Origin of the sequence: Pseudomonas sp. NPDC078416, assembly GCF_050268485.1 — a bacterium.
Lineage (GTDB): Bacteria > Pseudomonadota > Gammaproteobacteria > Pseudomonadales > Pseudomonadaceae > Aquipseudomonas.
Window position 1 is genome coordinate 1 of record NZ_JBNNGV010000044.1, and the last position, 23,260, is coordinate 23,260.

A 23,260-nucleotide genomic window follows, 5' to 3' on the forward strand; every position below is an offset into this window, starting at 1 on the left:
GCGCCGAACGGACATCCATGTCCTGACGGCGCTCTCGCCGCATCCATGCGGCTCGGCCCACTGCGCGAGACCTGCGTTCAGCCTGCACCCAAGTCACGTTTGGCGGTGTTTGAGCCTTTTGCGTATGAAGATCAAAAGCAGATCAAAAGCAGATCAAAAGCTTCCCGGCTGAAGCCGGTCCTACGGGGAGCGCCGCCGGTCTCACTGGCGGGACGCGTTGCTTTTTAGTGGGACCGGCTTTAGCCGGGAAGGCGCACGTGTGGGCAATGAGAGTTTTGATCTGCTCCCCGTTGGTAGGGGACTGATTTATTTACAACGCTTCACCGTAAATTAATCTGTCCCCGGTTTCGCGGCCGCTCTCACCCATTCAGCTTCAATTAAGGCCGATGTTGATATGATCGCGGTCCGTTCTCTGACTGCCTTTGTTTATGCCCGCCCAATCGCCACGCGCCCTGCCGGACAGTTTCTTTCATCGCGATGCTCAAACCCTCGCCCGGGATTTGCTCGGCAAGGTCATCCGTCACAAGGTCGACGGGTTGTGGCTGTCGGCGCGGATTATTGAGACGGAGGCGTATTACGTGGCCGAGAAAGGCAGTCATGCGTCCCTCGGTTATACGGAAAAACGTAAGGCTTTGTTTCTGGAAGGCGGGCACATTTATATGTATTACGCCCGTGGCGGTGATTCGCTTAACTTCAGTGCGGAGGGTCCGGGCAATGCCGTGTTGATCAAATCGGCTTACCCCTGGGTCGACGGCGTGTCCGATGAGAACGCCCTCGCCCGCATGCTGCTCAACAATCCCGACGCCAGCGGAAACGTGCGCACGCCAGAGCGGCTGTGTGCCGGGCAGACCTTGCTGTGCAAGGCGCTGGGGCTGAAAGTGCCGATGTGGGACGCCAGGCGCTTCGATGAAGAGCAACTCTTCGTCGAGGACGTGGGCCAGCGACCGCCGCGAATTATTCAAACGACGCGTCTGGGCATTCCCGCCGGCCGCGACGAGCACCTGATGTACCGGTTTGTTGATGCCACCTATGCCCGCTTCTGCACACGGAACCCTCTCAGACGCGGGCAAGTCGAAGGCCGCGACTATATTTTCATCGAGCAAGGAAACTGAACCCATGGGCGCGTGGCTCGACAGCATCACTTCCTGGCTAAGCGCCAACCCTTCCTGGCTCGGCGCGGCGATTTTCATCGTCGCGTTCATCGAGTGCCTGGCCATCGCCGGCATTGTCGTCCCCGGCACCGTCGCGCTGTTCGCGATCGCCGCACTGGCTGGCAGCGGCATACTCCCATTGAGCGAAGCGCTGTTGCTGGGTTTCCTCGGCGGCATCCTGGGCGATCTGGTGTCGTACTTCCTCGGCCGGCGCTTCCATCAAAGGATTCGTCAATTGCCCGGGCTGCGGAATCATCCGGAGTGGATCGGCGGCGCAGAGACCTACTTCCAGCGCTACGGCATCGCCAGCCTGTTGGTCGGCCGCTTCATCGGCCCGCTGCGCCCGATGCTGCCGATGGTGGCCGGGATGTGCGACATGCCGTTCGTGCGCTTTGCCGGTGTCAGCCTGATTGCCGCCGCCGGCTGGTCGGTGGCCTACATCCTGCCGGGCTGGGCGACCGGTGCGGCCATCCGCCTGCCGCTGCCGGAAAACTTCTGGCCCCAGGCTGCCGTAGTCGGCGCCGGGCTAGCGATCCTGCTGGGCATCAGCGTCCAGAGCAGCCTGCGGCAAAAGCCCTACGCCACCAAAGTCATCGCCCTGACGTGCTTCGTGCTGCTGGGCAGTGTGTTTCTGGGCTGGCCGTACCTGGCCGATTTCGATCAGGGCATCATGACCGTGGTGCAGGCCAGCCGAAGCGCTGCAGCCGAGAGTTTCGTGGTGATGGTGACGGGCCTGGGGGATTTTCGCACGCAGTTCTGCGCCGCTGCCTTGTTGATTGTTCTGCTGATCGTCACGCGACAATGGCGTCATGCGATCTTCGCTGTGGGTACGACCCTCGGCGCTGCGTTGATCAACCAGAGCATGAAATACACCTTCGCCCGCGCCCGACCTGACGTACTGACCGAGGCCCTCGGGACTTACAGCATGCCGAGCGGGCATGCATCGGCATCGTTTGCGCTGTTCATGACGCTGGCGGTGCTGGCCGGCCGCGGTCAGCCGGTGCGGCTGCGACTGACCTGGCTGCTGCTGGGCGGGATTCCCGCGCTGGCGATCGCCATGTCACGGGTGTATCTGGGCGTGCATTGGCCGACGGATGTCACCGCCGGGATGCTGCTGGCGTTTTTCACCTGCGCCGCGAGCCTGGCGTTCGTGCAGAACAAGAAGCCATTGGAAGCGCTGCCGATCAAAGTGTGGTGGCTGGTGCTGCCGGCGATGGTGGCGCTGTTCGGCGGGTTCGGGCTGCACTCGTTCCCGCACGGTCTGATCCGCTATCAGTACTGACGCGGCCTGGAGGCGGCCCGACGGGTTGAGGATCCGGGCCGCGCCACGGCGAGCGAAATCGACAATCAGGGCTGCATGTCGCCCTGCATCTCGTCCAGCAGGTCCTGAATCGCATCGAGCCGTTCTTCGGCGTCTTCGATTTCCAGCAGCTCGATCTTGTCTTCTTCCGCGAACGGCAGCAGGTAGGCCAATTGGTTGGCCAGCGAGTGCTGACCGCTGGCGGTGAGGCCCATGTTCAGCGCAGCCACCATCGGGTGTTCGGCCAGCGCGGCGAGTAACGCGACCAGGTCGTCATCCTCCTCTTGCAGCGGTTGCTCCTGGGGATCGTCCAGCCACTCGACCTCGCCGACCAGCAGGTTGTCGCGCTGGGTGCTGTAGTCCTTCACCCGAAAGCGTCGGGCACCCATCACCCGAATGCCGAGCAGGCCGTTGTCCTGCTTCTGGAAATCGGTGACCCGTGCTTCGCAGCCGATCAGCGAGAAACCGTCCGGCACGTCGCCCGTCTCACTGCCTTCAGTGATGCAGACCACGCCAAAGCCTTCGCCCTGTTTCATGCAGCGGCTAATCATGTCGAGGTAGCGCGCCTCGAATAGCTGCAGATCGAGCACGCACCCCGGGAACAGCACGGCGTTCAGTGGAAACAGCGGCAGCGTAAACAACGGCAACGACATAAAGCTATCCTCAAGCAACCAGAGACACCGCCAACGGCAGGAACAAGGCCGTGGCGACACCCATCAAACTCATCGCCAACGCCGCGAAGGCGCCGCATTCCTCACTTTCCTGCAGGGCCGCCGACGTGCCCACCGCGTGGGCCGTAAGCCCCAGCGCCATGCCTCGGGCTTCCGGGCTGGTGACCCGCGCCAGCGTCAGCAGGCCGGGGCCGAATATGCCGCCGATCACCCCGGTTATCAACACAAACACGGCGGCCAGCGCCGCCACGCCACCAATCTGCTCGGCAACCAGCATGGCGATCGGCGAGGTCACGGACTTGGGCGCCATGGTCATCAGGATCATGTGGTCCGCGCCGAGCACCCAGCCCAGCCCCACGCACAGCCCGGTGGCCAGCACACCGCCCACCACCAGCGTAGTCAAAACCGGCCAGAACAGTTGCCGGATGCGCCGCAGATTCAGATAAAGCGGCACCGCCAGCGCAACGGTTGCAGGGCCGAGCAGAATGCTGAGGATTTCAGTGCTTTTGCGGTATTCGACGTAGGACAGTCCGCAGCTCACCAACACGCCAATCACCACCAGCATCGAAATGAGCACCGGTTGCAGAAACACCCAGCGCGTCTTCTCGTAGCCGGCCAGCACCAGTTGATAAGCGCCCAGCGTGATGGCGATGCCGAACAAGGGGTGATGAATCACCGACAGCCAGGCGCCGTGCCAGTCCAGACTCATGATGGCTCCCGGCGATTGGCCTGGCGGTCGATGAGCTTCTGCATAAGCCAGCCAGCAAAGGTCAGCGAGACCATCAGAGAAATCACCAGCGAGCCGACAATCGCCCAGAAGTCTTCGGCGATCTGGTCGGCATACACCATCACGCCCACGGCGGGCGGCACCAGCAGCAGTGGCAAATAACGCAGCAGGCTGCTGGCCGCCAGGCTGATGGGTTGGCTGACTTCGCCACGGGTCATCAGGTAGATCATCAACAGCACGAGCCCGATGATCGGGCCGGGCAGTATCGACAGAAACAGGTGATTGAGCGCAGTTCCGATCAATTGGAACAGCACGAGCCAGGTCAGGCCTCTTAGCAACATAAAAAACTCCAGCAGATTCGCGGCGACATTATAGACACGCCACCCGCGCTGCCTATGGGGTGGTATTCGCCAGTTGAGGCTACGTTGACCCGCGCAGTGGGGCGTGCTGATCTTCAATGCCAAGCAATAACAGCGCCGACGCCACCTCGTCGACTGCGGTTCAAACTGTAGGAGTGAGCTTGCTCGCGATCTGACGCAAAGCGGCAGCGAACCTGCGAGCGCGGTGTGTCAGGGGCCTGCCCGTGAAGATCCCGCGCGAAAACAATCACCCACAAGGAGAGTAGCGATGCCCCACGTACCCGTTGCAGAACTCAAACATTATGAAGGCAAGGACCTGGGATGCTCCGACTGGCTGACCATCGATCAGGCGCGCATCAATCTGTTTGCCGAAGCCACCGGCGACTTTCAGTTTATCCACGTCGATCCGGTCAAAGCAGCGCAAACCCCGTTCGGATCGACCATCGCCCATGGCTTTCTGTCGCTGTCGCTGATGCCCAAGCTGATGGAGTCCTTGATGGTCGTGCCCGAAGGCATGCAGATGGCGATCAACTATGGCCTGGACAGCGTGCGATTCATTCAGCCGGTGAAGGTGAATTCGCGCGTTCGTCTAAAAGTCACGCTGGCGCAGGTCACCGAAAAAAAGCCCGGCCAATGGCTGCTCAAAGCCACGGCAACGCTTGAAATCGAAGGCCTGGACAAGCCTGCGTTCATTGCTGAACCACTTTCGCTGTGCTTTGTGTAACCCCCGCCGTCCCTCCATAAAGCCTCCGCGAACCCTCCCGAAACATGAAACAGTCGTAACAGACTGTTTCATGAGCGTTCCTCGCTGCGGCATACTCGCTGCGGCTGTGTGAGCGACTCGATACACGTACGCGATCAGATCACGCCGAAACATCTTTTTTTCGGGATTTACCATGCGCGCGTTTGCTCCTTTGGCCCTGACCTTCCTTCTTACCGCTTGCGGCGACGGCGAATCGCTGTTGCCCCCGGACGCTCGCCTGCCCGACGGCGGACGCTATCGCGGCGACGTGATCAATGGCGTGCTGCAAGGCAAGGGCCGGATCGATTACCCCAATGGCAGCTGGTACGCCGGGGAATTCAAGAACGGGCAGTGGAACGGCCAGGGCGAGTGGCACGCCAGCAACGGCGACGTGTACAAGGGCGGTTTTCAGGACGGGCTTTTCCATGGCCAGGGCTCGCTGACCACCAGCGCCGGCAGCTACGTCGGCGGCTACAAGCTGGGGCGGCGCGACGGCGAAGGCACGCTCAAAGAGCACGGCATGAGTTATCGCGGCGAGTTCAAGGCCGATCTGTATGACGGCGCCGGGCATCTGGAACTGGACGACGGCAGCGAGTATCAGGGCCAGTTCGCCCACGGCAAACCCAACGGCGAGGGCCAGCGCAACGATTCGGCGGGCAACCAGTTCAGCGGCAAGTTTGTCGACGGCCAGCTTGAGGGCACGGGCAATTTCAACAGCGCCGATGGCGATCAATACGTCGGCGGCTTTCACAACAATCAGCTCAATGGTCGCGGTCGCTATGAAAACGCCGATGGCGATGTCTGGTCGGGGCAGTTCAAGGATGGCGCGTTCACCGGCAAGGGCGAGCTGATCGGCTCCGACGGCACGCGCTATCAGGGTGACTTCAAGAACTGGCGTTTCTCAGGCGGAGGCAGCCTGAAGCTTCCGGACGGCAGCGTGTACATCGGGCAGTTCGAGAACGACAACTATCATGGCAGCGGCGTACTGACCACGGCGGACGGCGAAGTCCAGAGCGGCACCTGGTCCAACGGCCAGCGCGTGCGCGACGCGGCCGGCAAGCTGCTGCCGGATCCGCTGGAAATCGGCTTGCTCGCCCAGGGCGCCCTGGTCGAGAAAGCGCTCGCCGCCGTGCCCGCCTCCACGCCGGCCATCGAGCTGTACAGCCTCGTCTTGGGTGGCGATGGCAAGCAGAGCGTCTTTCTGCGCGAGGCCGATTACGTCAACAAGCTGCTCGCGACGCGCTTCGGTGCGTTTGGCCAGATCACGCTGGTCAACCATCGCGATCACATGGCCGATCGACCACTGGCCACGCGCGAGACCATCAGCCGCGCCGTGCAGACGCTGGCCAAGCGCAGCGGCCCGGAAGATTTGATCTTCATTTACCTGACCAGCCACGGCACCCATGAACACGAACTGGTGCTGGATCAGCCGCGTCTGGAGCTGTCCGACCTGCCCGCCAACGAGATGGCCGGCGTGCTGGCGCCGCTGAAGAATCGCGACAAGGTGGTGGTGATTTCGGCGTGCTATTCGGGCGGTTTCATCCCGGCGATCAAGGACGAGCGGACGATGGTGATTACCGCATCCCGTGAAGATCGCGTGTCCTTTGGCTGTTCTGAAGAAGCCGATTTCACCTACTTCGGCGAAGCGCTGTTCGGCAAGGCGCTGGTGGAAACCGACGATCTGGTGCAAGCGTTCAATGAGGCAAAGGACATCGTCGCCCAGCGTGAGACGGACGAGAGCTTCGAAGCCTCCGAGCCGCAGATGTGGGCGCCGAAAGGCGTGGTCAACCATTGGCGGCAGCTGCGCAAGAGTCAGGCGGAGCGGGCGCTGAATACGGTGCGGCGCTGAGTGGCCGCCGATGATGCGGAACCTGTGGACGCCGGCTTGCTGGCGAACGCATTCCTTCAGACGCTGGGAGGGTGAGTGCCAGATCGGGTTCGCCAGCAAGCCGGCTCCTACGGATTGAGGCAGGCCTAATCACCAGGGTGCATGAACATTTCATGTGTTTTTGTGAAACCCTCCCGCTTCGCTCGCAGTCTGTTCCGGTACAGCGCCTATGCTTGTGGCGTATCAAGGGAGAAAGATCATGTACTTGACGCCTCAGCACATTTTGCTTGCCGGAGCTACCGGATTGACTGGCGAGCACTTGCTCGACCGCCTGCTTAACGAACCCACTGTCACCCGCGTTCTCGCCCCCAGCCGTCGTCCTCTGGCTGAACATCCACGGCTGGAAAACCCCGTCGGCGATCTTCAAAACCTGCTGCCTGCGCTGGAAGGCCCCGTCGATATCGCTTTCTGCTGCCTGGGCACCACGATCAAACAGGCCGGCTCCCAGGAAGCGTTCCGGGCCGTGGATCTGGACATGGTCGTGGCGTTCGGCAAACGTGCCCGCGAGCTGGGCGCGCGTCATCTGCTGGTGATCAGCGCAGTGAATGCCGATCCGAAATCGAGCATCTTTTACAGCCGCGTCAAAGGCGAGATGGAAGAAGCGCTGAAGCTTCAGGGATGGCCGCAACTGACCATCGTTCAGCCGTCGCTGTTGATTGGCGAGCGGCAGGATCAGCGTCTGGTGGAGCAACTGGCCGGGCCGATTGCCAAGCTGATTCCCGGCAAATACGGCGGCATCGAAGCCTGCAACCTCGCCCGCGCGCTATGGCGCCTGGCGCTGGAAGAGCAGGACGGCGTGCGGGTGGTTGAATCGGATGATTTGCGACGGTTGGGGAAGTGACTGAGCGCTGAGCCAACTGACCGGTAAAAACTGTGCACGAGTGAGCTTGCTTGCGACTGCGTTCTGACAGTTACCCTGGCAGGGCCAATCATGGCGCAATCGCGAGCAAGCTCACCCCTACAGGGATCGCATTACATCCCGCCCGTAGCCTGAAATCCCACACCCAGGGCGGTCAGAATCGACAACGGCAGCAGCAGCGTGTCGAGCAGCGCGCTGCCGGGCAGGTCGAGCATCGGGTATTTCGGCGCCTCGGTGCCGAAGCGATCCTTCTCGCAGCAGCCGCCTTCGATGGCGTACAGGTCCAGTCGCGTCCCGGCGTACACAACCGGCGCGCCGGGCTGATTGGCGTCTAGGGTGCGCACGGTCGAGCAGCCCGTCGTCAGCAACAGGCCCAGCGCAATGACGACGAGCTTATTCATCGGCGCCAAAATGATGCTCGCCCCAGCGCGGCAGCATGTCTTGCGGGATGTTAAGCAGATTGAGGATCCGTGCGACGACGAAATCCACCAGATCATCGATCGTCTGCGGCTGGTGATAGAAGCCGGGCGACGCCGGCAGAATCACCGCGCCCATGTTCGACAGCTTGAGCATGTTCTCCAGATGGATGCTGGAAAACGGCGCCTCGCGGGGCACCAGAATCAACTGCCGACGCTCCTTCAACGTCACGTCTGCGGCCCGTTCGATCAGGTTGTTGCAGGCGCCCGTGGCGATTGCCGACAGGGTCCCGGTCGAACACGGCACCACGACCATCGCACTCGGCGAACCGGAACCGGACGCCACCGGCGACATCCAGTCTTCCTTGCCGTACACCCGAATCTGGCCCGCGGTCGCGCCGGTGTATTCGTTGAGGAAGGCCTGCATCATCTGCGGTTTGGGCGGCAGGTTGACGTCGGTTTCGGTGGCCATGACCAACTGCGCGGCCTTGGAGATGAGGAAATGCACTTCGCGGTCTTCGCGCACCAGGCAGTCCAGCAGGCGCAGACCGTATTGCGCGCCGGACGCGCCAGTCATTGCCAGGGTAATGCGTTCCGGGCCGCTCATTGCAGTGCCTCCGCGAGTTTGCCGTGCAGGCCGCCGAAGCCGCCGTTGCTCATGATGACCACGTGAGTACCGGGCTCGGCCTGGTTTTTCACCAGCTCAATAATGCCGTCCAGGCTGTCGCACACCCACGATGGAATGGTGCACTGGGCCGCTGTTGCCGCCAGATCCCAACCCAGATTGGCCGGCGCATACCAGACCACCTGATCGGCCTGGACGACGCTTTCCGGCAGACCGTCGCGGTGGGCGCCAAGCTTCATGGAATTGGAACGCGGCTCAACGATGGCGATGATCGGCGCGTCGCCGACCTTCTTGCGCAGACCGTCCAGCGTGGTGGCGATGGCGGTCGGGTGGTGAGCAAAGTCGTCATAAATGGTGATGCCGCGCACTTCGGCGACCTTCTCCATGCGCCGCTTCACGCTCTTGAACGCACTCAGCGCTTCGACGCCTTGCTGCGGCACGACGCCCACATGGCGGGCAGCGGCCAAGGTGGCCAAGGCATTCGCGACGTTGTGCTGGCCGGTCATGCCCCAATCGACGACGCCCTGAACCGCACCTTCAAACAGCACTTCGAATGTTGAACCGTCTTCGCTGAGCAGGTTCGCCTGCCATTGGCCGCCCTCGCCTGTGGTTTGCACCGGCGTCCAGCAGCCCATTTGAATCACGCGCTCAAGCGCGGGCTCGGTGGTCGGGTGAATGACCAGGCCTTCGCTCGGAATGGTGCGCACGAGGTGGTGGAACTGCCGTTCGATGGCTGGGAGATCCGGGAAGATGTCGGCGTGATCGAATTCCAGGTTGTTGAGAATGGCGGTGCGCGGGCCGTAATGGACGAACTTGGAGCGCTTGTCGAAGAAGGCGCTGTCATATTCATCCGCCTCGACGACGAAGAACGGCGTATCGCCCAGGCGCGCCGAGACATCGAAGTTCTGCGGCACGCCGCCGATCAGGAAGCCCGGGGCCATGCCGGCGTGTTCCAGCACCCAGGCGAGCATGCTGCTGGTGGTGGTTTTGCCGTGGGTGCCAGCGACGGCCAGCACCCAGCGGCCGCGAAGGACGTGATCGGCCAGCCACTGCGGCCCGGAAACGTAGGGCAGGCCCTTGTTCAGGACGTATTCGACCGCGGGATTGCCGCGCGACATGGCGTTGCCGACCACCACCAGATCCGGTGCCGGCTCAAGGTGCGAAGGGTCGTAACCCTGCATCAACTCAATGCCCTGCGCTTCGAGCTGTGTGCTCATCGGCGGGTAGACGTTGGCATCAGAGCCCGTGACTTTATGGCCCAGATCCTTGGCGAGCACCGCCAGCGAGCCCATGAACGTGCCGCAGATACCCAGAATATGAATGTGCATGACCGACCTCTTAGAACATGGGCCGCAGGTTAGCGTACAAGGCAGTGGATGCGCACGGGGGAATTGAGGGTGTTCACACCGGCCTCTTCCCGGCTGAAGCCGGTCCCACTAAGAGACCGAGTGCACACTGCAGAATTGACGGCGGTCACACCGGCATCTTCCCGGCTGAAGCCGGTCCTACAGGGGATTGCATGCACACCGCAGAATTGCGAGCGTCCACACCGGCTTCATCCACCCAGAACCTCAGCGATTAATCCCATGCTTGCGCAGCTTTCTGTACAACGTATTGCGGCTCACCCCCAGCTCCCGGGCGGCGTGGGTCATGTGCCAGCGTTGGGTTTCCAGAGTAGCGATGAGCGCTGCGCGTTCGGCATCGTCCAACGGCGAGTGGGCCTCGTCGGGCTTGGTCTGCGCACTCCCCTGCCGAATCGCCACCGGTAAGTCCTCAAAACAAATCTGCCCTTCATCACACAGCGCCGTCAGGGTACGCAGCACGTTGCGCATCTGCCGCACGTTGCCGGGCCAGTTGAAGTCCAGCAGCACCTGCCTGGCCTTCGCCTCGATCACAATCGAAAGCCCATCCGCCTCCTGCTCCAGCAGAAACTCCAGCAACTGCGCCTTATCACTCCGTTCTCTCAACGGCGGCAAGGCGATTTCCAGGCCGTTAAGCCGATAAAACAAATCCTCGCGAAAGCTGCCGTCCTCCACCCGCTCTAGCAGATTCCGGTGGGTGGCGCTGATCAGTCGTACATCCACCGCTTGCGGCTCGCCGCCAATCGGCACCACCAGCCGGTCTTCCAGCACGCGCAGCAAACGGGTCTGCAACGCCACCGGCATGTCGCCGATCTCATCCAGAAACAACGTGCCGCCATCGGCCTGCTGCAACTTGCCGCGCATGCCTTCTTTACGCGCGCCGGTAAAGCTGCCGCCGCGATAGCCGAACAGCTCGCTCTCGATCAGACTTTCGGGAATGGCCGCGCAGTTCAACGCCACGAATGGCTTGGTGGAGCGCTGACTCGCCTGATGCACTGCCTTGGCGAACGCCTCCTTGCCAGAGCCCGTTTCGCCGTTGATCAGCAACGGCACGTCGCGCTCGAATACCTTCAGCGCGCGACGGAAATCAGTGTGCAGCGACGCGTCCCCCAGGCAGATATCACTTGAAGAGAGCGGCACAGCCAACTTGCTGACCACCGCCGTAGCAAGGCCCTTCAGCTCGGCACGGGATTGCCCACGCAGCACGGCGAAGAATCCTCGCCCGTCACGGGTGCGCAGCGGCCAGCTGGCAGCGGCATCCGGCGAAGCACGGCTCAGCAGCTCATCCAGCGAGCAGTCAAACAACGATTCCACGCCTTGCCCCACCAGATCGCCACGGCTCAAGCCCAGCAGATTCAACGCGCTCTGGTTCAGCGCACTGATGCGCCCCTCACCGTCGAACGCAAACAGCCCTTCACTGAACAAGCCGACTGCGCCGGCCTGAAGGTGAAAACGCAGCAGCCATTGATCGTCAAAATGACGCAGGAAATAACTGCTTTCGATCATTTTCGCCGACAGGTTCACCAGCGCCATGGTGTGAAACTGGCTCTGGCGGGACACATCGTGGCGGGCCGAAGAAACGTCGAGCACCGCAAGCAGATCGCCATGGGGATCGAACACCGGGCTCGCCGAACACGTCAGCCCGGTGTGACGGCCGCGAAAATGCTCGTCGCGATGGATCGTCACCGACTGACGCTCGACCAGGCAGGTGCCGATGCCGTTGGTGCCCTCCCGCGCCTCACTCCAGTCAGCCCCCAGCCACAGACCGGCGCGCTCGAAAATCCGCCGATCGCCTGGCTCGGTCACGCAGTTCAAGATGATCCCGCGGGCATCGGTCAACAGCACCGCGCTGCCGCCCGCAAGCTGGCGATGCAGGCTGTTCATCTCGTCGCCGGCGATGGTCAGGACCTGCTGCAACTGCTCGCGACTCTCCAGCACACGCGCATGTTCCAGCACGGTGGGCGCCATGGCCTGCGCGGGGTCAAGGTGATAATCCTCCAGGCACCGCAGCCATGAGCGAGCGATGGAAGGGTCGGCGCCGGGGCCGTATTGATGGGGCGTTTTGCCTTGGGTAACGGTCAGCACTTGTTCGGCGTGGCGCGTCAGGTGATTGCTGTGCATTTTTATTCTTCATCCTGAGCCGGGGCTCTGCGGAGGATTTGCGACTCAGCATCCTCTTCGCCCGGATTCATTGCAATGCTGCGAAAGGCGGGGTCCGCCGAGCTGTCACGCAAAGGGTACAAAGTGTCACCCTGGCCGCCCCGCCGTTGATACATCCCTCGGGCATCACCACAGGATTCATCGACAAAACCCCTATAAAACGGGCACCGCACGGCAGTGGCCCGCGCTTTGCTCTACGCTCTAACCATGCGACCTAGCTACGCGCCGCAACGCGTTATCCCCAGACAATCACAAGAGCAAGGAGATATTCACCATGCGTTATGCCCACCCCGGTACTGAAGGCTCAATCGTTTCCTTCAAGACCCAGTACGGCAACTACATCGGCGGCGAATTCGTGCCGCCGGTCAAAGGCCAGTACTTCGAAAACATCTCGCCGATCACCGGCAAGCTGATCGCAGAATTCCCTCGCTCCAGCGCCGAAGACATCGACAAGGCCCTTGATGCCGCCCATGCCGCAGCCGATGCGTGGGGAAAAACCTCAGTGCAGGAACGCTCGCTGACCCTGCTGAAAATCGCTGACCGTATTGAACAGAACCTGGAATTGCTGGCCGTCACCGAAACCTGGGACAACGGTAAAGCCGTGCGCGAAACCCTCAACGCGGACATCCCCCTGGCGGTCGATCACTTCCGTTACTTCGCCGGTGTGCTGCGTGCACAGGAAGGCTCCGCTGCCGAGATCGACGGCAATACCGTGGCGTATCACATTCACGAGCCGCTGGGCGTGGTCGGGCAGATCATCCCGTGGAACTTCCCGCTGTTGATGGCCGCCTGGAAGCTCGCGCCCGCCCTCGCCGCCGGTAACTGCATCGTGCTCAAACCGGCCGAGCAAACGCCGCTGGGCATCACCGTGCTGATGGAGCTGATCGGCGATCTGCTGCCAAAAGGCGTGCTGAACGTGGTGCAGGGTTATGGCCGCGAGGCCGGTGAAGCGCTGGCCAGTAGCAAGCGTATCGCCAAGATCGCTTTCACCGGTTCGACGCCGGTGGGTTCGCACATCATGAAACTGGCGGCCGACAGCATCATCCCGTCCACCGTGGAACTGGGCGGCAAGTCGCCGAACATCTTCTTCGAAGACATCATGCAGGCCGAGCCGGAGTTCATCGACAAAGCCGCTGAAGGCGTGGTGCTGGCGTTCTTCAACCAGGGCGAAGTCTGCACCTGCCCGTCCCGCTGCCTGGTTCAGGAATCGATTTACCCGCAGTTCATGGAAGTCGTGATGAAGAAGGTCCTGAAGATCCAGCGTGGCGATCCGCTGGACACCGACACCATGGTCGGTGCGCAGGCGTCGCAGCAGCAGTTCGACAAGATTCTTTCGTACCTCGAAATCGCTCAGGGGGAAGGTGCCGAATTGCTGACCGGCGGCAAGGTCGAGAAGCTCGAAGGCTCGCTGGCGACCGGTTACTACATCCAGCCGACGCTGCTGAAAGGCAACAACAAGATGCGCGTGTTCCAGGAAGAAATCTTCGGCCCGGTGGTGAGCGTGACCACCTTCAAGGATGAAGCGGAAGCCTTGGCCATCGCCAACGACACCGAGTTCGGCCTGGGTGCCGGCGTCTGGACCCGCGACATCAACCGCGCGTATCGCGTGGGCCGGGCGATCAAGGCCGGTCGCGTGTGGACCAACTGCTATCACCTGTATCCGGCGCATGCGGCGTTCGGCGGCTACAAGAAATCCGGCGTCGGCCGCGAAACCCACAAGGTCGCGCTCGAGCACTATCAGCAGACGAAAAACCTGCTGGTGAGCTACGACATCAATCCGCTGGGCTTCTTTTGATTTAGCATAATCGGGCGACAAGCAACGGCCTCTTCGGAGGCCGTTTTTGTTGCAGGGTTTCGGCAATCCAACGTGTAGGAGCGTGGCTTGTCCCGCGATCTGGCGCGCAGCGGCAGCAATCCGGCCAATGCGGGCTATCCATAATCTCGCGGCGGCAGGTTTACGACTGCTGCGCAGCCGATCGCGGGACAAGCCACGCTCCTACCGGTTCGTACCCGCCTCTGACACGTAGCAGACGCAAATCCTGCGGAACTGAAAGGGGGCGGCATGTCGAGCGCCATAATTGCATTACTTGCCTTTATACTGCCGCGCACATTTCCCCTCTTCGCCCCGCACGACCCGGATCGGGTCTCAAAACCAGGTGCCTACATGGATTTCAATCCGCTTGATCTGATTCTTCACCTCGACGTTTACCTCGACCTGCTTGTGACCCAATACGGCACCTGGGTTTACGCCATCCTGTTCCTGGTGATCTTTTGCGAAACCGGCCTGGTGGTCATGCCGTTCCTGCCGGGCGACTCGCTGCTCTTCATCGCGGGCGCCGTCGCGGCCGGTGGCGGCATGGACCCGGTGCTGTTGGCGTGCCTGTTGATGGCAGCAGCGATACTCGGTGACAGCACCAACTACATCATCGGCCGCACAGCTGGCGACAAGCTGTTCAGCAACCCGAATTCGAAAATATTCCGTCGCGATTACCTGACCAAAACCCAGGAATTCTACGGTCGCCACGGCGGCAAGACCGTCACCCTCGCGCGCTTCCTGCCAATCATCCGCACCTTCGCGCCGTTCGTGGCCGGTCTCGGTCGCATGCCTTACCTGCGTTTTCTCGGGTTCAGCGTGTTGGGCTCGGTGCTGTGGGTTGGCGGGCTGGTCACCTTGGGCTTCTTCTTCGGCAATATCCCGTTCATCAAGAAGAACCTCACGCTGCTGGTGCTGGCGATCATTCTGATCTCGCTGCTGCCGATGATCATCGGCCTGATCCGCAGCCGCGCAGGTCGCTCCGCCGAGGCGCGCTGATCCCATGTGGTCGTTCCGGGAATGGCGCAAACGGCGCACGCTGGCCCGCCACCCGGTCGATCCGCAGGTGTGGGAGCGCGTACGCCAGCGCCTGCCGATCCTCGACGGGCTGAGCGCCGATGAGGACCGTTACCTGCTCGACAGTTGCGTGCTGTTTCTGCAGGCCAAAAACCTGACCGCACTGGAAGGGGTCGAGCTGGATGACGAATCGCGTCTGTTTCTTGCCGCTCAGGCGCAGCTGCCGTTGCTCGCCTTGGGCGATCTGAACTGGTATCAGGGTTTTCACGAAATCATCCTTTACGGCGAAGATTTCATCAGCCCGCAACGCCACCGCGATGCCAGCGGCGTCGAGCACGAATGGGATGGCGAGCACAGCGGTGAGGCGTGGTCCCAGGGCCCGGTGATTCTGGCCTGGCCCGGTGTGCTGACCAGCGGCGGGTGGGAAGCCTATAACCTGGTAATCCACGAACTGGCGCACAAGCTGGACATGCTCAACGGCGAGGCGAACGGGCTGCCACCGCTGCACCCGGACATGCGCGTCAGTGACTGGGCCAGCGCCATGCAGAGCGCGTACGACGATCTCAACCGGCAACTCGACGCCAACCCGGACGCCGAGACCGCCATCGATCCCTACGCTGCGGAAAACCCCGCCGAGTTCTTTGCGGTCATCAGCGAATACTTCTTCAGCGCCCCGGATTTGCTCGTGGAGGCCTATCCCGCCGTCTACGGGCAACTGAAAGCGTTCTATCGGCAGGATCCGTTGGCGCGGCTGACGGCACTTCAGCGCGACAACCCGGTCTATCAGGCTCAACACGACGCCTGAAGCCCGCCGTCACGCATGGCAACGCTTCAGGAATGTGCCTATAATCCGGGCCACTTTTTGGCGTTGCATGCCAGATTCTGAATGGTCAACCAAGGGGGCAAAGCCCAATGAGCTACAGCAAGATTCCGGCCGGTAAAGACCTGCCGAATGACATCTACGTCGCAATCGAGATCCCGGCCAACCACGCGCCGATCAAGTACGAAATCGACAAAGAAAGCGACTGCCTTTTCGTTGACCGTTTCATGGCCACCCCGATGTTCTACCCGGCCAACTACGGTTTCATCCCCAACACACTCGCTGACGACGGCGACCCCCTCGACGTGCTGGTGGTGACGCCTTATCCGGTGGCTCCAGGTTCCGTGATTCGCGCCCGTCCGGTCGGCGTGCTGAACATGACCGACGACGGCGGCGGCGATGCCAAAGTCATCGCAGTCCCGCACGACAAGCTGTCCCAGCTGTACGTGGACGTGAAGGAATACACCGATCTGCCACCGCTGCTGATCCAGCAGATCGAGCACTTCTTCGCGAACTACAAAGACCTCGAAAAAGGCAAATGGGTGAAGATCGAAGGCTGGGCTGGCGCTGACGCCGCTCGCGAAGCGATCACCAAATCGGTCGCGGCCTACAAGGGCTGATCCGGTTGTGCCCCGCCGAAGCGCTCACCGCTTCGACGGGGCCACTTTTTACACCCACTTCCCCCGCTCCCTGTTTTTTGTGCCCCCCTCCCCCGTGAATCCCGTTTTTTTTCGCCCTCCGTCATTACACACATGTTTAAAACTCGCCTTGCACGCACAGTGTGTTTAATGGGTCCGTTTTATTTTCCTGTTTGAACAACACCGTCTGATTCAAACTTCCCCGACATCGGCTTTAGTCGGGCGCCTGTGCCCGCTAATCGCTCAAGCCCATCAATCACATCGGCTTCAACATTGTTGATGCAAAAGAAAACAGTGAATGAATAGGCCTACAAAAACAGCCGAAGGTTGTAATCCCTACATTCACGTTCAAGCATGACGGCGTGCTCATTTGAACACTTCGTTCATTTAAACGAGCTTCAACCCGCCGTAAACTTCGGCCCATGAATACATCAGGTGATCGACTGCGCGGCCTTCTGCGAGAGTGCCATCTCTCTGCAACGGACTTTGCCGCCAACCGAAAAGTGACGCCGCAACACGTGAACAACTGGTTCAAGCGCGGCATCCCCATGGCGCGCATTGAAGAAGTCGCTGAACTGCTGAGCGTCAATGCGCGTTGGCTGCGCAGCGGCGAGGGGCCCAAGCACCCCGGACAGGACCGTGACAGCGGCCAGAAGCCGGAGGCTCAACCACCCCGGCCCGAGCGAAACGTGCGCGAAGAACTGGAAATGCCGGTCTACACCGAATTGCAAACCCACAGCTCCGGCCGGACGGCCGTGGGCGAAATCCACAACCACAAAGTGCGCCTGTCCCGACGCGTGCTCGAAACCATGGACGTGGAGCTGCACAACGCGATCTGCGTGGCGATGGTCGGCAACAGCATGGCGGACAAGATCCAGGACGGTTCGCTGATCGGCATTGATCGCGGCCGGGTGCAGGTCATCGATGGCGAAATGTACGCCCTCGAACACGACGGCATGTTGCGGGTGAAATACCTGTATCGCCTGCCGGGCGGCGGCTTGCGTCTGCGCAGCCACAACTGCGCCGAGTACCCGGACGAGATCTTCAGCGCCGAACAGGTGCAGGCGCAGCACATTCAGGTTCTGGGCTGGATCTTCTGGTGGTCGACGCTCAACAACCGCCGCCATCCGGCAACGTTGCGGTGAGGTGCGCAATGAACGTGTTTCAGAACTGGGCAGACGCCAGCAACATGGGTATCCTGCACGCCTTCGTTTCAGCACCCGTCGGCCACACGCCGATGGGTGATCGACCTGGCACCGTCTCCGCGACCTGCCCGGTCTACCTGACAAGCGCCTCCTCGCAGCGCGCACTTTTGCGGACGGGTGCGGTTAGCCAAAAACTAATCAAACCCGTCACCGAGAAGCCGGCCACAAGCCGGCTTTTTAACTTCCCATGAATATGTCGAACCGCTAACCCACGCGGCGCTTCCGCGCGCGCGTCAATCGGCAATCAATGGACTGAGCGCCTTAACCGACGAAGCCGACAACCGCCTTCGTTTCACTACAGGAAGTTCATCATGAGTTACCGCAACAAGACTTACATCGCGTTCGCCAGCGAAGACATCAAGCATTATTGGCTGATGAAAGCCTGGAAGCAGAACGAGAATATCGACTTCGACTTCTTCAACGCCCATGACCTGTTCGAAGCGCGGGACAGCAGTTCGCCCGAGACCATCAAACGCCAATTGCGCGAGCGATTGAACAACACCAGGCAAGTCATATTCCTGGGCAGCGAAGATGGCCGTCGCAAAGGTGGCGACGGGGATTCGTTTCTTGCTCATGAAATCGAGGTGATTCTCGAACTGGATCTTCCTATCGTCATCGCGAACCTCTGCCAAAGCAGAAACATCGTCATGGACAACATTCCACAGCCACTCATTGATCAAAAACACTTCAACGTTTCGGTGTCTTTCCAGCCAAAAATCATTCAGTACACGCTGGACAACTACGTTGCGGGTTACGCGAAGAGCGAGATGCAGGGTCCCCATCGGTATGTCGGGAGAATCTACGCCGAGTTGGGCATGTGATGATCATTCTTCAGGACATGCAGACATGGCGCTTCTGGCGCCACTTTTTGGTGGCGTTGTTCGCCGGTGTCGGCGGACAGGCGCGACTGTCCAGCGTACTGCCCGCCCAGGACGCCATCCGCTTCACCCTGCTCTCGTTCATGTTCGCCTCCCGAAATTCGAAGGTCTGCGACGAACTGCGCATCGTCGTCCGCCCCGACGACTACCGAAAACTCGATGGGCTGGAACTGCAGTCTTTCCTCTCGTCATTGAGGTCCTCATGAACCCGGAAACCAGCCTTGATCTGCCGGACAATCCCGACTGCGCGTTTTGCGCGTACCTGAAGGGTAAACCGCCCTACACCATCCTCTCCTGCACAACGCAAACCGCGACGTTCGTGACCCGCGAACAACGGGGTCATCCGCACCTGCTGGTACTGCCCCAACGCCACGTGCCCTCATTGCTGGAAATGACCGACGAGGAAATGGCGGCGGTGGCGGTTGAAGTGCGCAATGCGGCGAGGCTGATTGAAAAGGCGTACGCGAAAACGGGGATCGCGGTTTGGCAGAACAACGGCGTGCCGGCGGGCCAGGCGATTGGGCATGTGCACTTTCATGTGGCGGGGACGTTGCCGGGTGGGGGGACGGAGTTTGGGGAGGTGCAGGAGATATCGGTGATGGAGACGGATGAGATTGCGCGGCGGTTGGTTGGGGGAGGTAGATGCGATTGAAGCGTCAATCGCTCTTAAGACCACTGCGTGATGCTTGCCGATCAAAATCCGAAGAGATTTTTTCTTCGGATTTTGATTTCGCTGTCGAGCAATGCGGATACGGTGGTCAGGAATACATACAGGTCGCCTTCGAAGTAGTCTTCGGCGAAGGAGGTGTCTTGACCAAATGGGGGATCGACGTACTGCAAACCCTCGGGCGTCATATTCCTTAGGATGTAGGTCTTTATTTCTCGTTTGAACAGGATTGCATGCAACAGATCCAACAACCCATAGCCGATACATTTCTTGACTATCTGGGGAAGCGTGAGGGGTTCAAATCCTTCCTTTTCCTCTTCATCTAGAAACTCGCCAACTGCATCGCCGACAGAAAACATGAATCCATGTAAATATGCGTATCTCATCTTTAACGCCCTATAAAATTGGATGAGCAGTGACAATGTAATATGGCATGCGATTATATTCAACAAACCGAATGGTCACGTTAACCTTAGACATGTGCACTACTTTACTAGGTGCTTCTCGCGCAACCCCCCAGCCAATATTCTTTCCAAGACTCATCTTAAAATCACGGCTAGTATTATTCCTCAATAAAAACTTGGCCTTTGAGAACATTAATATTTTTAGCCTGCTATTTTGAAGCACCTTGCTAACTGCCCACTCTGCCGTATCCATGTCATAAAACGTCGAAGAAACATTAACTTTTTTTGACGCAAAGCGCTTTGTTAAGTAGCCAATATCTTTACCTACATGCTTGCGCAGCGCGTGTCCTCCTCCCAAGTTACCAGGCACATTGGGCAGCTTTTCGCTTGTGACAATTGATATTCGCCCCGCTCGCACGGACGACACTCTGAACGCGTTGTACAGCGAAGCGGTGGAAAGCGGAACGGCAAACTCAGTTGCAAGACCCATCACCTGGCCAGCCGATTTAGAGGTGCCGAGCGCTTCAGCGGCAGATGAACCGGCTTTGAAAGCAAAAGAGTCAGTCTCTTTGCCTGTTAGGAGCTGTGTTGCTCCTGCGGAAAGTTGGTCGGAAGCATGCACGCCCATTGCGACACAGCCGATTTTAGTAATCATCGTTGGTTCGGGCACGGCGCAGAGTACCCCTGAACCTGCCAGCTCTACGATACCGCCAACAAGGCGCAGACTCCCGAAGATACGGTTCGACATTATCTCCGCAGGTGTGAGCGACTCTTGCGTCAAGATCGCAGCCATCTGAGCAAAGCTCAGCGCCACGCAAAACTCTCCATCGTCTGCCATGTTGCGTTTCCTCACGCGAATGGTTTGTTGGCGGTTCTGTCCCAACCTCCGGACACAATCCCTGCACTACCGCCATCAGCACGACGCTGTTGAGAGTATTCGAATTTGATACGACCATAATTCAGACTAATGACCTCGACAGGAAAACCACCTTGTTCGGCACCTTGCCCGCTTACGGTTGCGATTAGAACTTCCTCAAGTACGATGTCCATGTATTTGAATTTTTCACCACCAGAACGATGTATGCGAATCGTCACCGTCTTGATGTGCGAGCCTCGGCAGCACAGCTCGAAGAGCTTGGGTGTTGCTCGATCTATATATTTGCTGATCTGGAAATCGCCCAGTGCCACTCCGCCTGCGGATGCCCCGCCGTTGGAACTCGCTGACTGGCTAATCGACTGGATTGCGTCGTAATGATAAGAGAGCAGTTCGATCCAACCCTTATGGTCGGCATCCATCGACTCACCTTCTACCCCGTCCACCTGCATAAATGCGTCAAACGACATCGTTAGCTCCCTGCTTTTTTAAATGAAAAGCGATGCCACCTGATGAACGTTAATGATCACACCCCATTGGCGGCATATATTTGTGACGTCGACGACAGTTTAAAAAACTTCGGATCGATGTTCGGGCAACCCTATACAGATCAGTCTTCATAATAAGTACAAAGAGTGACTAACTCAGCTCGATGCTGCCCCCCCTAAAGCTGTTTTACAAGATTTGCCCAAGCGAAGAGTATGTCCAACAGGCTGTTGGACAATTTCGTGTGATCAGGTCCTCCTCGCCAAGGGCTGGAATTCAACCCCCCGGATACCGCTTCCAAATCTCCTCATCAAACTCCCCGCCGTACCCCGAATAATCCCTCGGCACTCGCTCAATATCTTCCGCCACCGCTTCAATCACCCCACGCAACTCGAGCGGTTCAAGCCATCGATCCGGGATTGCTGCAACGCCATGCTGAATACCCAGTAAATGCCCGGCAATCAGCCCGGTGCTGTCACTGTCGCCGCTGTGGTTCACAGCATTGATCACGCCGTCTTCAAACGACGTTGCAGTGAGTGCGCACCAGATGCCAATCGCCAAGGCTTCTTCTGCAATCCATCCGCCGCCCAGTTCTTCGATCCGCTCGGGGGTGGGGCGGTGGCCTTCGTAGCTAAAGAAAAGCACGCGCTCGACGATGGCTCGGGTTTCCTCCATACCGGGTTTGCCCCCGTGCTCGGACAGACTTTTAGCGATGGCGTCTTCGAGGCTGTCCTCGCGGTCGACAATGCGCTGGAGAATGTCGGCGAAAAGACCGCCCGCCAGGTAGCCCGTAGGATGACCGTGGGTCAGACGGCCGGATTCGGCGGCGTTGTCGAACGCGTTGGGGAAGAAAGCGCACGGCGCGACGCGCATGACGGCGCCACAGCCTTTGCTGTCATTTTGGGCGAAAGAGCCAAATTCCGTACTGGCCTTCAATGCGCTTAGACAGGTGAGGCCGGGCGCGCGGCGGGACCACAACTCGCGTTCATGTACCAGCCAGCCGTTCAGGCTGACGTCGGTGGCAGGCGAGTAATCCTGGGTCATCAGCCAGCGCAGCAACGCATGGTGGATGACGCCGGGTACGTTGCAAATACAGCGGGAGATGCCGCGCACATAGGCGCGCAGCAGACCTTCAGCGGTGAAGAGCATCATTTGCGTGTCGTCGGTGATGGCGCCCACGCGGCCGTAAGCCGGGGCGAAATCGACAATGCCACGCGCACCGAAAGCGGCGCGAATGGCGCTCCATTTTAGAAATTCGACCGGCGCCCCCAGCGCATCGCCCACCGCGCCGCCGAGCAGGCAGCCTTTGATCCGTTCAAGTCTGTCCATCTGTGCTTCCTTGCAGTAACTGCGTCATGGTTGGAGCCGTTTGAGCGTTTTTTGAGTGGAACGAGAGGATCATATGCTCGCAGGGCGGATCGGTGTTCCCTTGCACGCCCTCATCGACTCATCTGCCTAACCCCAAGCATCACAATCACCGCCCCACACACCCGATCAATCGCCTTCTTTTTGCTGGCATACGCACCGGCAATTCGGGGCCGTGACAGCGCGGTCGCGATCAGTGCGTACCAGGCAGATGACACGAGGCCGACCATCGCCAGCATCGCCGCCAAGGTTTCAAACTCGACATGGCTGGGTGCTGCAGCGGAAAAGATCGCGGCGTAAAACGCGACTGACTTGGGGTTGGCGATGTTGGTTGCGACGCCTTGTTTGAAGGCGCTTCGCAGGCTGGGCATCTGGCCGGCCCGGGCATTGAGGGTGGGAGGTTTACCGGAGGCGAATATCAGGCGCATGCCGAACCAGACGAGGTAGCCCGCGCCGAGGCATTTGACGACGAACGCCAGCCACGGCAACAGCGAAAACACTGCGCCAATGCCCAAGATGGCGCACGTCGCCCAGAACAGATTCACCACCACGATGCCCGCCACCAGCATCAGTGCGTGAGCCGTTGTCGCAGAAACCGCTTTGTGCGCGACCGCCACGAAGTTGGGGCCGGGGATGATTACGCCGGCGCAGTAGACCGAGAAGACAGCTGTTACGGCGGGCCAATTAACCATGTGAACGTTCCTTGTTGTCGGGTATCCAGCGGCTGGCGGATGAGATCAGTGTCAGGCAGCCCCTCACCGGCCTGCGTGACGCATCGAAGGAAACAGCAAGGCGGGTCACCGCACCTGCAGTTCCATTCGGCGATAGTCGAGG

Annotated in this window: 26 protein-coding genes; 14 read left to right on the forward strand and 12 right to left on the reverse strand. The window is 60.1% G+C overall.

Going from position 1 to position 23,260, the window contains the following annotated elements; genetic code table 11:
* Positions 1-428 precede the first annotated feature (428 nt).
* The gene (locus tag ACQKEN_RS23755; protein WP_427689264.1) at positions 429-1,112 is read left to right on the forward strand and encodes a DNA-3-methyladenine glycosylase; all 684 of its coding nucleotides are present in this window, start codon (positions 429-431) and stop codon (positions 1,110-1,112) included.
* 4 nt (positions 1,113-1,116) lie between these two features.
* A complete protein-coding gene (locus ACQKEN_RS23760; protein WP_427689265.1) occupies positions 1,117-2,433 on the forward strand; it encodes a bifunctional DedA family/phosphatase PAP2 family protein in 1,317 nt (438 codons plus the stop codon).
* Between the two features lie 65 nt (positions 2,434-2,498).
* Here ACQKEN_RS23760 and ACQKEN_RS23765 read toward each other — a convergent pair whose 3' ends face one another.
* From ACQKEN_RS23765 to ACQKEN_RS23775, 3 genes are read right to left on the reverse strand one after another with little or no spacing between them, the layout of a single operon-like run.
* Positions 2,499-3,104, reverse strand: a complete 606-nt coding sequence (locus ACQKEN_RS23765) for an LON peptidase substrate-binding domain-containing protein (RefSeq protein WP_427689266.1) — start codon at positions 3,102-3,104, stop codon at positions 2,499-2,501.
* Between the two features lie 10 nt (positions 3,105-3,114).
* Positions 3,115-3,825: an LrgB family protein gene (locus ACQKEN_RS23770; protein WP_427689290.1), complete on the reverse strand. Its 711-nt coding sequence runs from the start codon at positions 3,823-3,825 to the stop codon at positions 3,115-3,117.
* A 2-nt stretch (positions 3,826-3,827) separates the two neighbouring features.
* Entirely contained in the window at positions 3,828-4,190 is a 363-nt protein-coding gene (locus tag ACQKEN_RS23775) for a CidA/LrgA family protein (protein WP_133776055.1), read from the reverse strand.
* Positions 4,191-4,476: 286 nt separating this feature from the next.
* Here ACQKEN_RS23775 and ACQKEN_RS23780 point away from each other — a divergent pair, with 286 nt between their 5' ends.
* The 3 genes from ACQKEN_RS23780 to ACQKEN_RS23790 all read left to right on the forward strand — a co-directional run bounded on the left by ACQKEN_RS23780 (position 4,477) and on the right by ACQKEN_RS23790 (position 7,679).
* Positions 4,477-4,932: a MaoC family dehydratase gene (locus ACQKEN_RS23780; RefSeq protein WP_427689267.1), complete on the forward strand. Its 456-nt coding sequence runs from the start codon at positions 4,477-4,479 to the stop codon at positions 4,930-4,932.
* Between the two features lie 172 nt (positions 4,933-5,104).
* Entirely contained in the window at positions 5,105-6,799 is a 1,695-nt protein-coding gene (locus tag ACQKEN_RS23785) for a C13 family peptidase (protein ID WP_427689268.1), read from the forward strand.
* A gap of 238 nt (positions 6,800-7,037) precedes the next feature.
* Entirely contained in the window at positions 7,038-7,679 is a 642-nt protein-coding gene (locus ACQKEN_RS23790) for an oxidoreductase (protein ID WP_427689269.1), read from the forward strand.
* A 131-nt stretch (positions 7,680-7,810) separates the two neighbouring features.
* Here ACQKEN_RS23790 and ACQKEN_RS23795 read toward each other — a convergent pair whose 3' ends face one another.
* The 4 genes from ACQKEN_RS23795 to ACQKEN_RS23810 all read right to left on the reverse strand — a co-directional run bounded on the left by ACQKEN_RS23795 (position 7,811) and on the right by ACQKEN_RS23810 (position 12,220).
* The gene (locus tag ACQKEN_RS23795) at positions 7,811-8,098 is read right to left on the reverse strand and encodes a YceK/YidQ family lipoprotein (RefSeq protein ID WP_122536988.1); all 288 of its coding nucleotides are present in this window, start codon (positions 8,096-8,098) and stop codon (positions 7,811-7,813) included.
* A complete protein-coding gene (ubiX, locus tag ACQKEN_RS23800) occupies positions 8,091-8,720 on the reverse strand; it encodes a flavin prenyltransferase UbiX (protein ID WP_065988388.1) in 630 nt (209 codons plus the stop codon). The genes ACQKEN_RS23795 and ubiX overlap by 8 nt, the downstream gene beginning before the upstream one ends.
* Positions 8,717-10,066: a UDP-N-acetylmuramate:L-alanyl-gamma-D-glutamyl-meso-diaminopimelate ligase gene (gene mpl / locus ACQKEN_RS23805; RefSeq protein WP_427689270.1), complete on the reverse strand. Its 1,350-nt coding sequence runs from the start codon at positions 10,064-10,066 to the stop codon at positions 8,717-8,719. The genes ubiX and mpl overlap by 4 nt, the downstream gene beginning before the upstream one ends.
* Positions 10,067-10,309: 243 nt before the next feature.
* Entirely contained in the window at positions 10,310-12,220 is a 1,911-nt protein-coding gene (locus ACQKEN_RS23810; protein WP_427689271.1) for a sigma-54-dependent Fis family transcriptional regulator, read from the reverse strand.
* 313 nt (positions 12,221-12,533) lie between these two features.
* Here ACQKEN_RS23810 and exaC point away from each other — a divergent pair, with 313 nt between their 5' ends.
* The 9 genes from exaC to ACQKEN_RS23855 all read left to right on the forward strand — a co-directional run bounded on the left by exaC (position 12,534) and on the right by ACQKEN_RS23855 (position 19,282).
* The gene (gene exaC, locus ACQKEN_RS23815; protein WP_427689272.1) at positions 12,534-14,054 is read left to right on the forward strand and encodes an acetaldehyde dehydrogenase ExaC; all 1,521 of its coding nucleotides are present in this window, start codon (positions 12,534-12,536) and stop codon (positions 14,052-14,054) included.
* A gap of 369 nt (positions 14,055-14,423) precedes the next feature.
* Positions 14,424-15,071, forward strand: coding sequence for a DedA family protein (locus ACQKEN_RS23820; RefSeq protein ID WP_065988392.1), 648 nt, complete (start codon positions 14,424-14,426; stop codon positions 15,069-15,071).
* 4 nt (positions 15,072-15,075) lie between these two features.
* Entirely contained in the window at positions 15,076-15,894 is an 819-nt protein-coding gene (locus tag ACQKEN_RS23825; protein WP_427689273.1) for a zinc-dependent peptidase, read from the forward strand.
* 107 nt (positions 15,895-16,001) lie between these two features.
* Positions 16,002-16,529 (forward strand): inorganic diphosphatase, encoded by a 528-nt coding sequence (gene ppa, locus ACQKEN_RS23830; RefSeq protein ID WP_062384817.1) that lies wholly within the window; start codon positions 16,002-16,004, stop codon positions 16,527-16,529.
* A 440-nt stretch (positions 16,530-16,969) separates the two neighbouring features.
* The gene (locus tag ACQKEN_RS23835) at positions 16,970-17,692 is read left to right on the forward strand and encodes a S24 family peptidase (protein ID WP_427689274.1); all 723 of its coding nucleotides are present in this window, start codon (positions 16,970-16,972) and stop codon (positions 17,690-17,692) included.
* 8 nt (positions 17,693-17,700) lie between these two features.
* On the forward strand, positions 17,701-17,943 hold the full coding sequence (locus ACQKEN_RS23840) for a hypothetical protein (RefSeq protein WP_427689275.1): 243 nt from the start codon (positions 17,701-17,703) through the stop codon (positions 17,941-17,943).
* Positions 17,944-18,063: 120 nt separating this feature from the next.
* The gene (locus ACQKEN_RS23845; RefSeq protein WP_427689276.1) at positions 18,064-18,573 is read left to right on the forward strand and encodes a TIR domain-containing protein; all 510 of its coding nucleotides are present in this window, start codon (positions 18,064-18,066) and stop codon (positions 18,571-18,573) included.
* On the forward strand, positions 18,573-18,836 hold the full coding sequence (locus tag ACQKEN_RS23850) for a macro domain-containing protein (RefSeq protein WP_427689277.1): 264 nt from the start codon (positions 18,573-18,575) through the stop codon (positions 18,834-18,836). Before ACQKEN_RS23845 ends, ACQKEN_RS23850 begins: the two co-directional genes overlap by 1 nt.
* Positions 18,833-19,282, forward strand: coding sequence for an HIT family protein (locus ACQKEN_RS23855; RefSeq protein WP_427689278.1), 450 nt, complete (start codon positions 18,833-18,835; stop codon positions 19,280-19,282). Before ACQKEN_RS23850 ends, ACQKEN_RS23855 begins: the two co-directional genes overlap by 4 nt.
* A 41-nt stretch (positions 19,283-19,323) precedes the next feature.
* Here ACQKEN_RS23855 and ACQKEN_RS23860 read toward each other — a convergent pair whose 3' ends face one another.
* The 5 genes from ACQKEN_RS23860 to ACQKEN_RS23880 all read right to left on the reverse strand — a co-directional run bounded on the left by ACQKEN_RS23860 (position 19,324) and on the right by ACQKEN_RS23880 (position 23,118).
* Positions 19,324-19,683 (reverse strand): hypothetical protein, encoded by a 360-nt coding sequence (locus ACQKEN_RS23860; protein ID WP_427689279.1) that lies wholly within the window; start codon positions 19,681-19,683, stop codon positions 19,324-19,326.
* 10 nt (positions 19,684-19,693) lie between these two features.
* Positions 19,694-20,539 carry an RNase A-like domain-containing protein gene (locus ACQKEN_RS23865; protein WP_427689280.1) on the reverse strand — a complete coding sequence of 282 codons (846 nt, stop codon included), beginning with the start codon at positions 20,537-20,539 and terminating at the stop codon, positions 19,694-19,696.
* Positions 20,540-20,550: 11 nt separating this feature from the next.
* Positions 20,551-21,045 carry an Hcp family type VI secretion system effector gene (locus ACQKEN_RS23870; RefSeq protein WP_427689281.1) on the reverse strand — a complete coding sequence of 165 codons (495 nt, stop codon included), beginning with the start codon at positions 21,043-21,045 and terminating at the stop codon, positions 20,551-20,553.
* Positions 21,046-21,337: 292 nt separating this feature from the next.
* A complete protein-coding gene (locus ACQKEN_RS23875; RefSeq protein WP_427689282.1) occupies positions 21,338-22,345 on the reverse strand; it encodes an ADP-ribosylglycohydrolase family protein in 1,008 nt (335 codons plus the stop codon).
* Positions 22,346-22,500: 155 nt separating this feature from the next.
* A complete protein-coding gene (locus ACQKEN_RS23880; protein ID WP_427689283.1) occupies positions 22,501-23,118 on the reverse strand; it encodes a LysE family translocator in 618 nt (205 codons plus the stop codon).
* Between the last annotated feature and the right edge of the window lie 142 nt (positions 23,119-23,260).

Coding starts and splice junctions, on each gene's coding strand:
- ACQKEN_RS23865 (WP_427689280.1), bottom strand. CDS start 20,539: ATGGCAGACGATGGAGAGTTTTGCGTGGCGCTGAGCTTTGCTCAGATG.
- ACQKEN_RS23880 (WP_427689283.1), bottom strand. CDS start 23,118: ATGGTTAATTGGCCCGCCGTAACAGCTGTCTTCTCGGTCTACTGCGCC.
- ACQKEN_RS23760 (WP_427689265.1), top strand. CDS start 1,117: ATGGGCGCGTGGCTCGACAGCATCACTTCCTGGCTAAGCGCCAACCCT.
- ACQKEN_RS23780 (WP_427689267.1), top strand. CDS start 4,477: ATGCCCCACGTACCCGTTGCAGAACTCAAACATTATGAAGGCAAGGAC.
- ACQKEN_RS23810 (WP_427689271.1), bottom strand. CDS start 12,220: ATGCACAGCAATCACCTGACGCGCCACGCCGAACAAGTGCTGACCGTT.
- ppa (WP_062384817.1), top strand. CDS start 16,002: ATGAGCTACAGCAAGATTCCGGCCGGTAAAGACCTGCCGAATGACATC.
- ACQKEN_RS23790 (WP_427689269.1), top strand. CDS start 7,038: ATGTACTTGACGCCTCAGCACATTTTGCTTGCCGGAGCTACCGGATTG.
- mpl (WP_427689270.1), bottom strand. CDS start 10,066: ATGCACATTCATATTCTGGGTATCTGCGGCACGTTCATGGGCTCGCTG.
- ubiX (WP_065988388.1), bottom strand. CDS start 8,720: ATGAGCGGCCCGGAACGCATTACCCTGGCAATGACTGGCGCGTCCGGC.
- ACQKEN_RS23840 (WP_427689275.1), top strand. CDS start 17,701: ATGAACGTGTTTCAGAACTGGGCAGACGCCAGCAACATGGGTATCCTG.
- ACQKEN_RS23775 (WP_133776055.1), bottom strand. CDS start 4,190: ATGTTGCTAAGAGGCCTGACCTGGCTCGTGCTGTTCCAATTGATCGGA.
- ACQKEN_RS23795 (WP_122536988.1), bottom strand. CDS start 8,098: ATGAATAAGCTCGTCGTCATTGCGCTGGGCCTGTTGCTGACGACGGGC.
- ACQKEN_RS23820 (WP_065988392.1), top strand. CDS start 14,424: ATGGATTTCAATCCGCTTGATCTGATTCTTCACCTCGACGTTTACCTC.
- exaC (WP_427689272.1), top strand. CDS start 12,534: ATGCGTTATGCCCACCCCGGTACTGAAGGCTCAATCGTTTCCTTCAAG.
- ACQKEN_RS23870 (WP_427689281.1), bottom strand. CDS start 21,045: ATGTCGTTTGACGCATTTATGCAGGTGGACGGGGTAGAAGGTGAGTCG.
- ACQKEN_RS23835 (WP_427689274.1), top strand. CDS start 16,970: ATGAATACATCAGGTGATCGACTGCGCGGCCTTCTGCGAGAGTGCCAT.
- ACQKEN_RS23845 (WP_427689276.1), top strand. CDS start 18,064: ATGAGTTACCGCAACAAGACTTACATCGCGTTCGCCAGCGAAGACATC.
- ACQKEN_RS23755 (WP_427689264.1), top strand. CDS start 429: ATGCCCGCCCAATCGCCACGCGCCCTGCCGGACAGTTTCTTTCATCGC.
- ACQKEN_RS23825 (WP_427689273.1), top strand. CDS start 15,076: ATGTGGTCGTTCCGGGAATGGCGCAAACGGCGCACGCTGGCCCGCCAC.
- ACQKEN_RS23860 (WP_427689279.1), bottom strand. CDS start 19,683: ATGAGATACGCATATTTACATGGATTCATGTTTTCTGTCGGCGATGCA.
- ACQKEN_RS23855 (WP_427689278.1), top strand. CDS start 18,833: ATGAACCCGGAAACCAGCCTTGATCTGCCGGACAATCCCGACTGCGCG.
- ACQKEN_RS23785 (WP_427689268.1), top strand. CDS start 5,105: ATGCGCGCGTTTGCTCCTTTGGCCCTGACCTTCCTTCTTACCGCTTGC.
- ACQKEN_RS23850 (WP_427689277.1), top strand. CDS start 18,573: ATGATCATTCTTCAGGACATGCAGACATGGCGCTTCTGGCGCCACTTT.
- ACQKEN_RS23765 (WP_427689266.1), bottom strand. CDS start 3,104: ATGTCGTTGCCGTTGTTTACGCTGCCGCTGTTTCCACTGAACGCCGTG.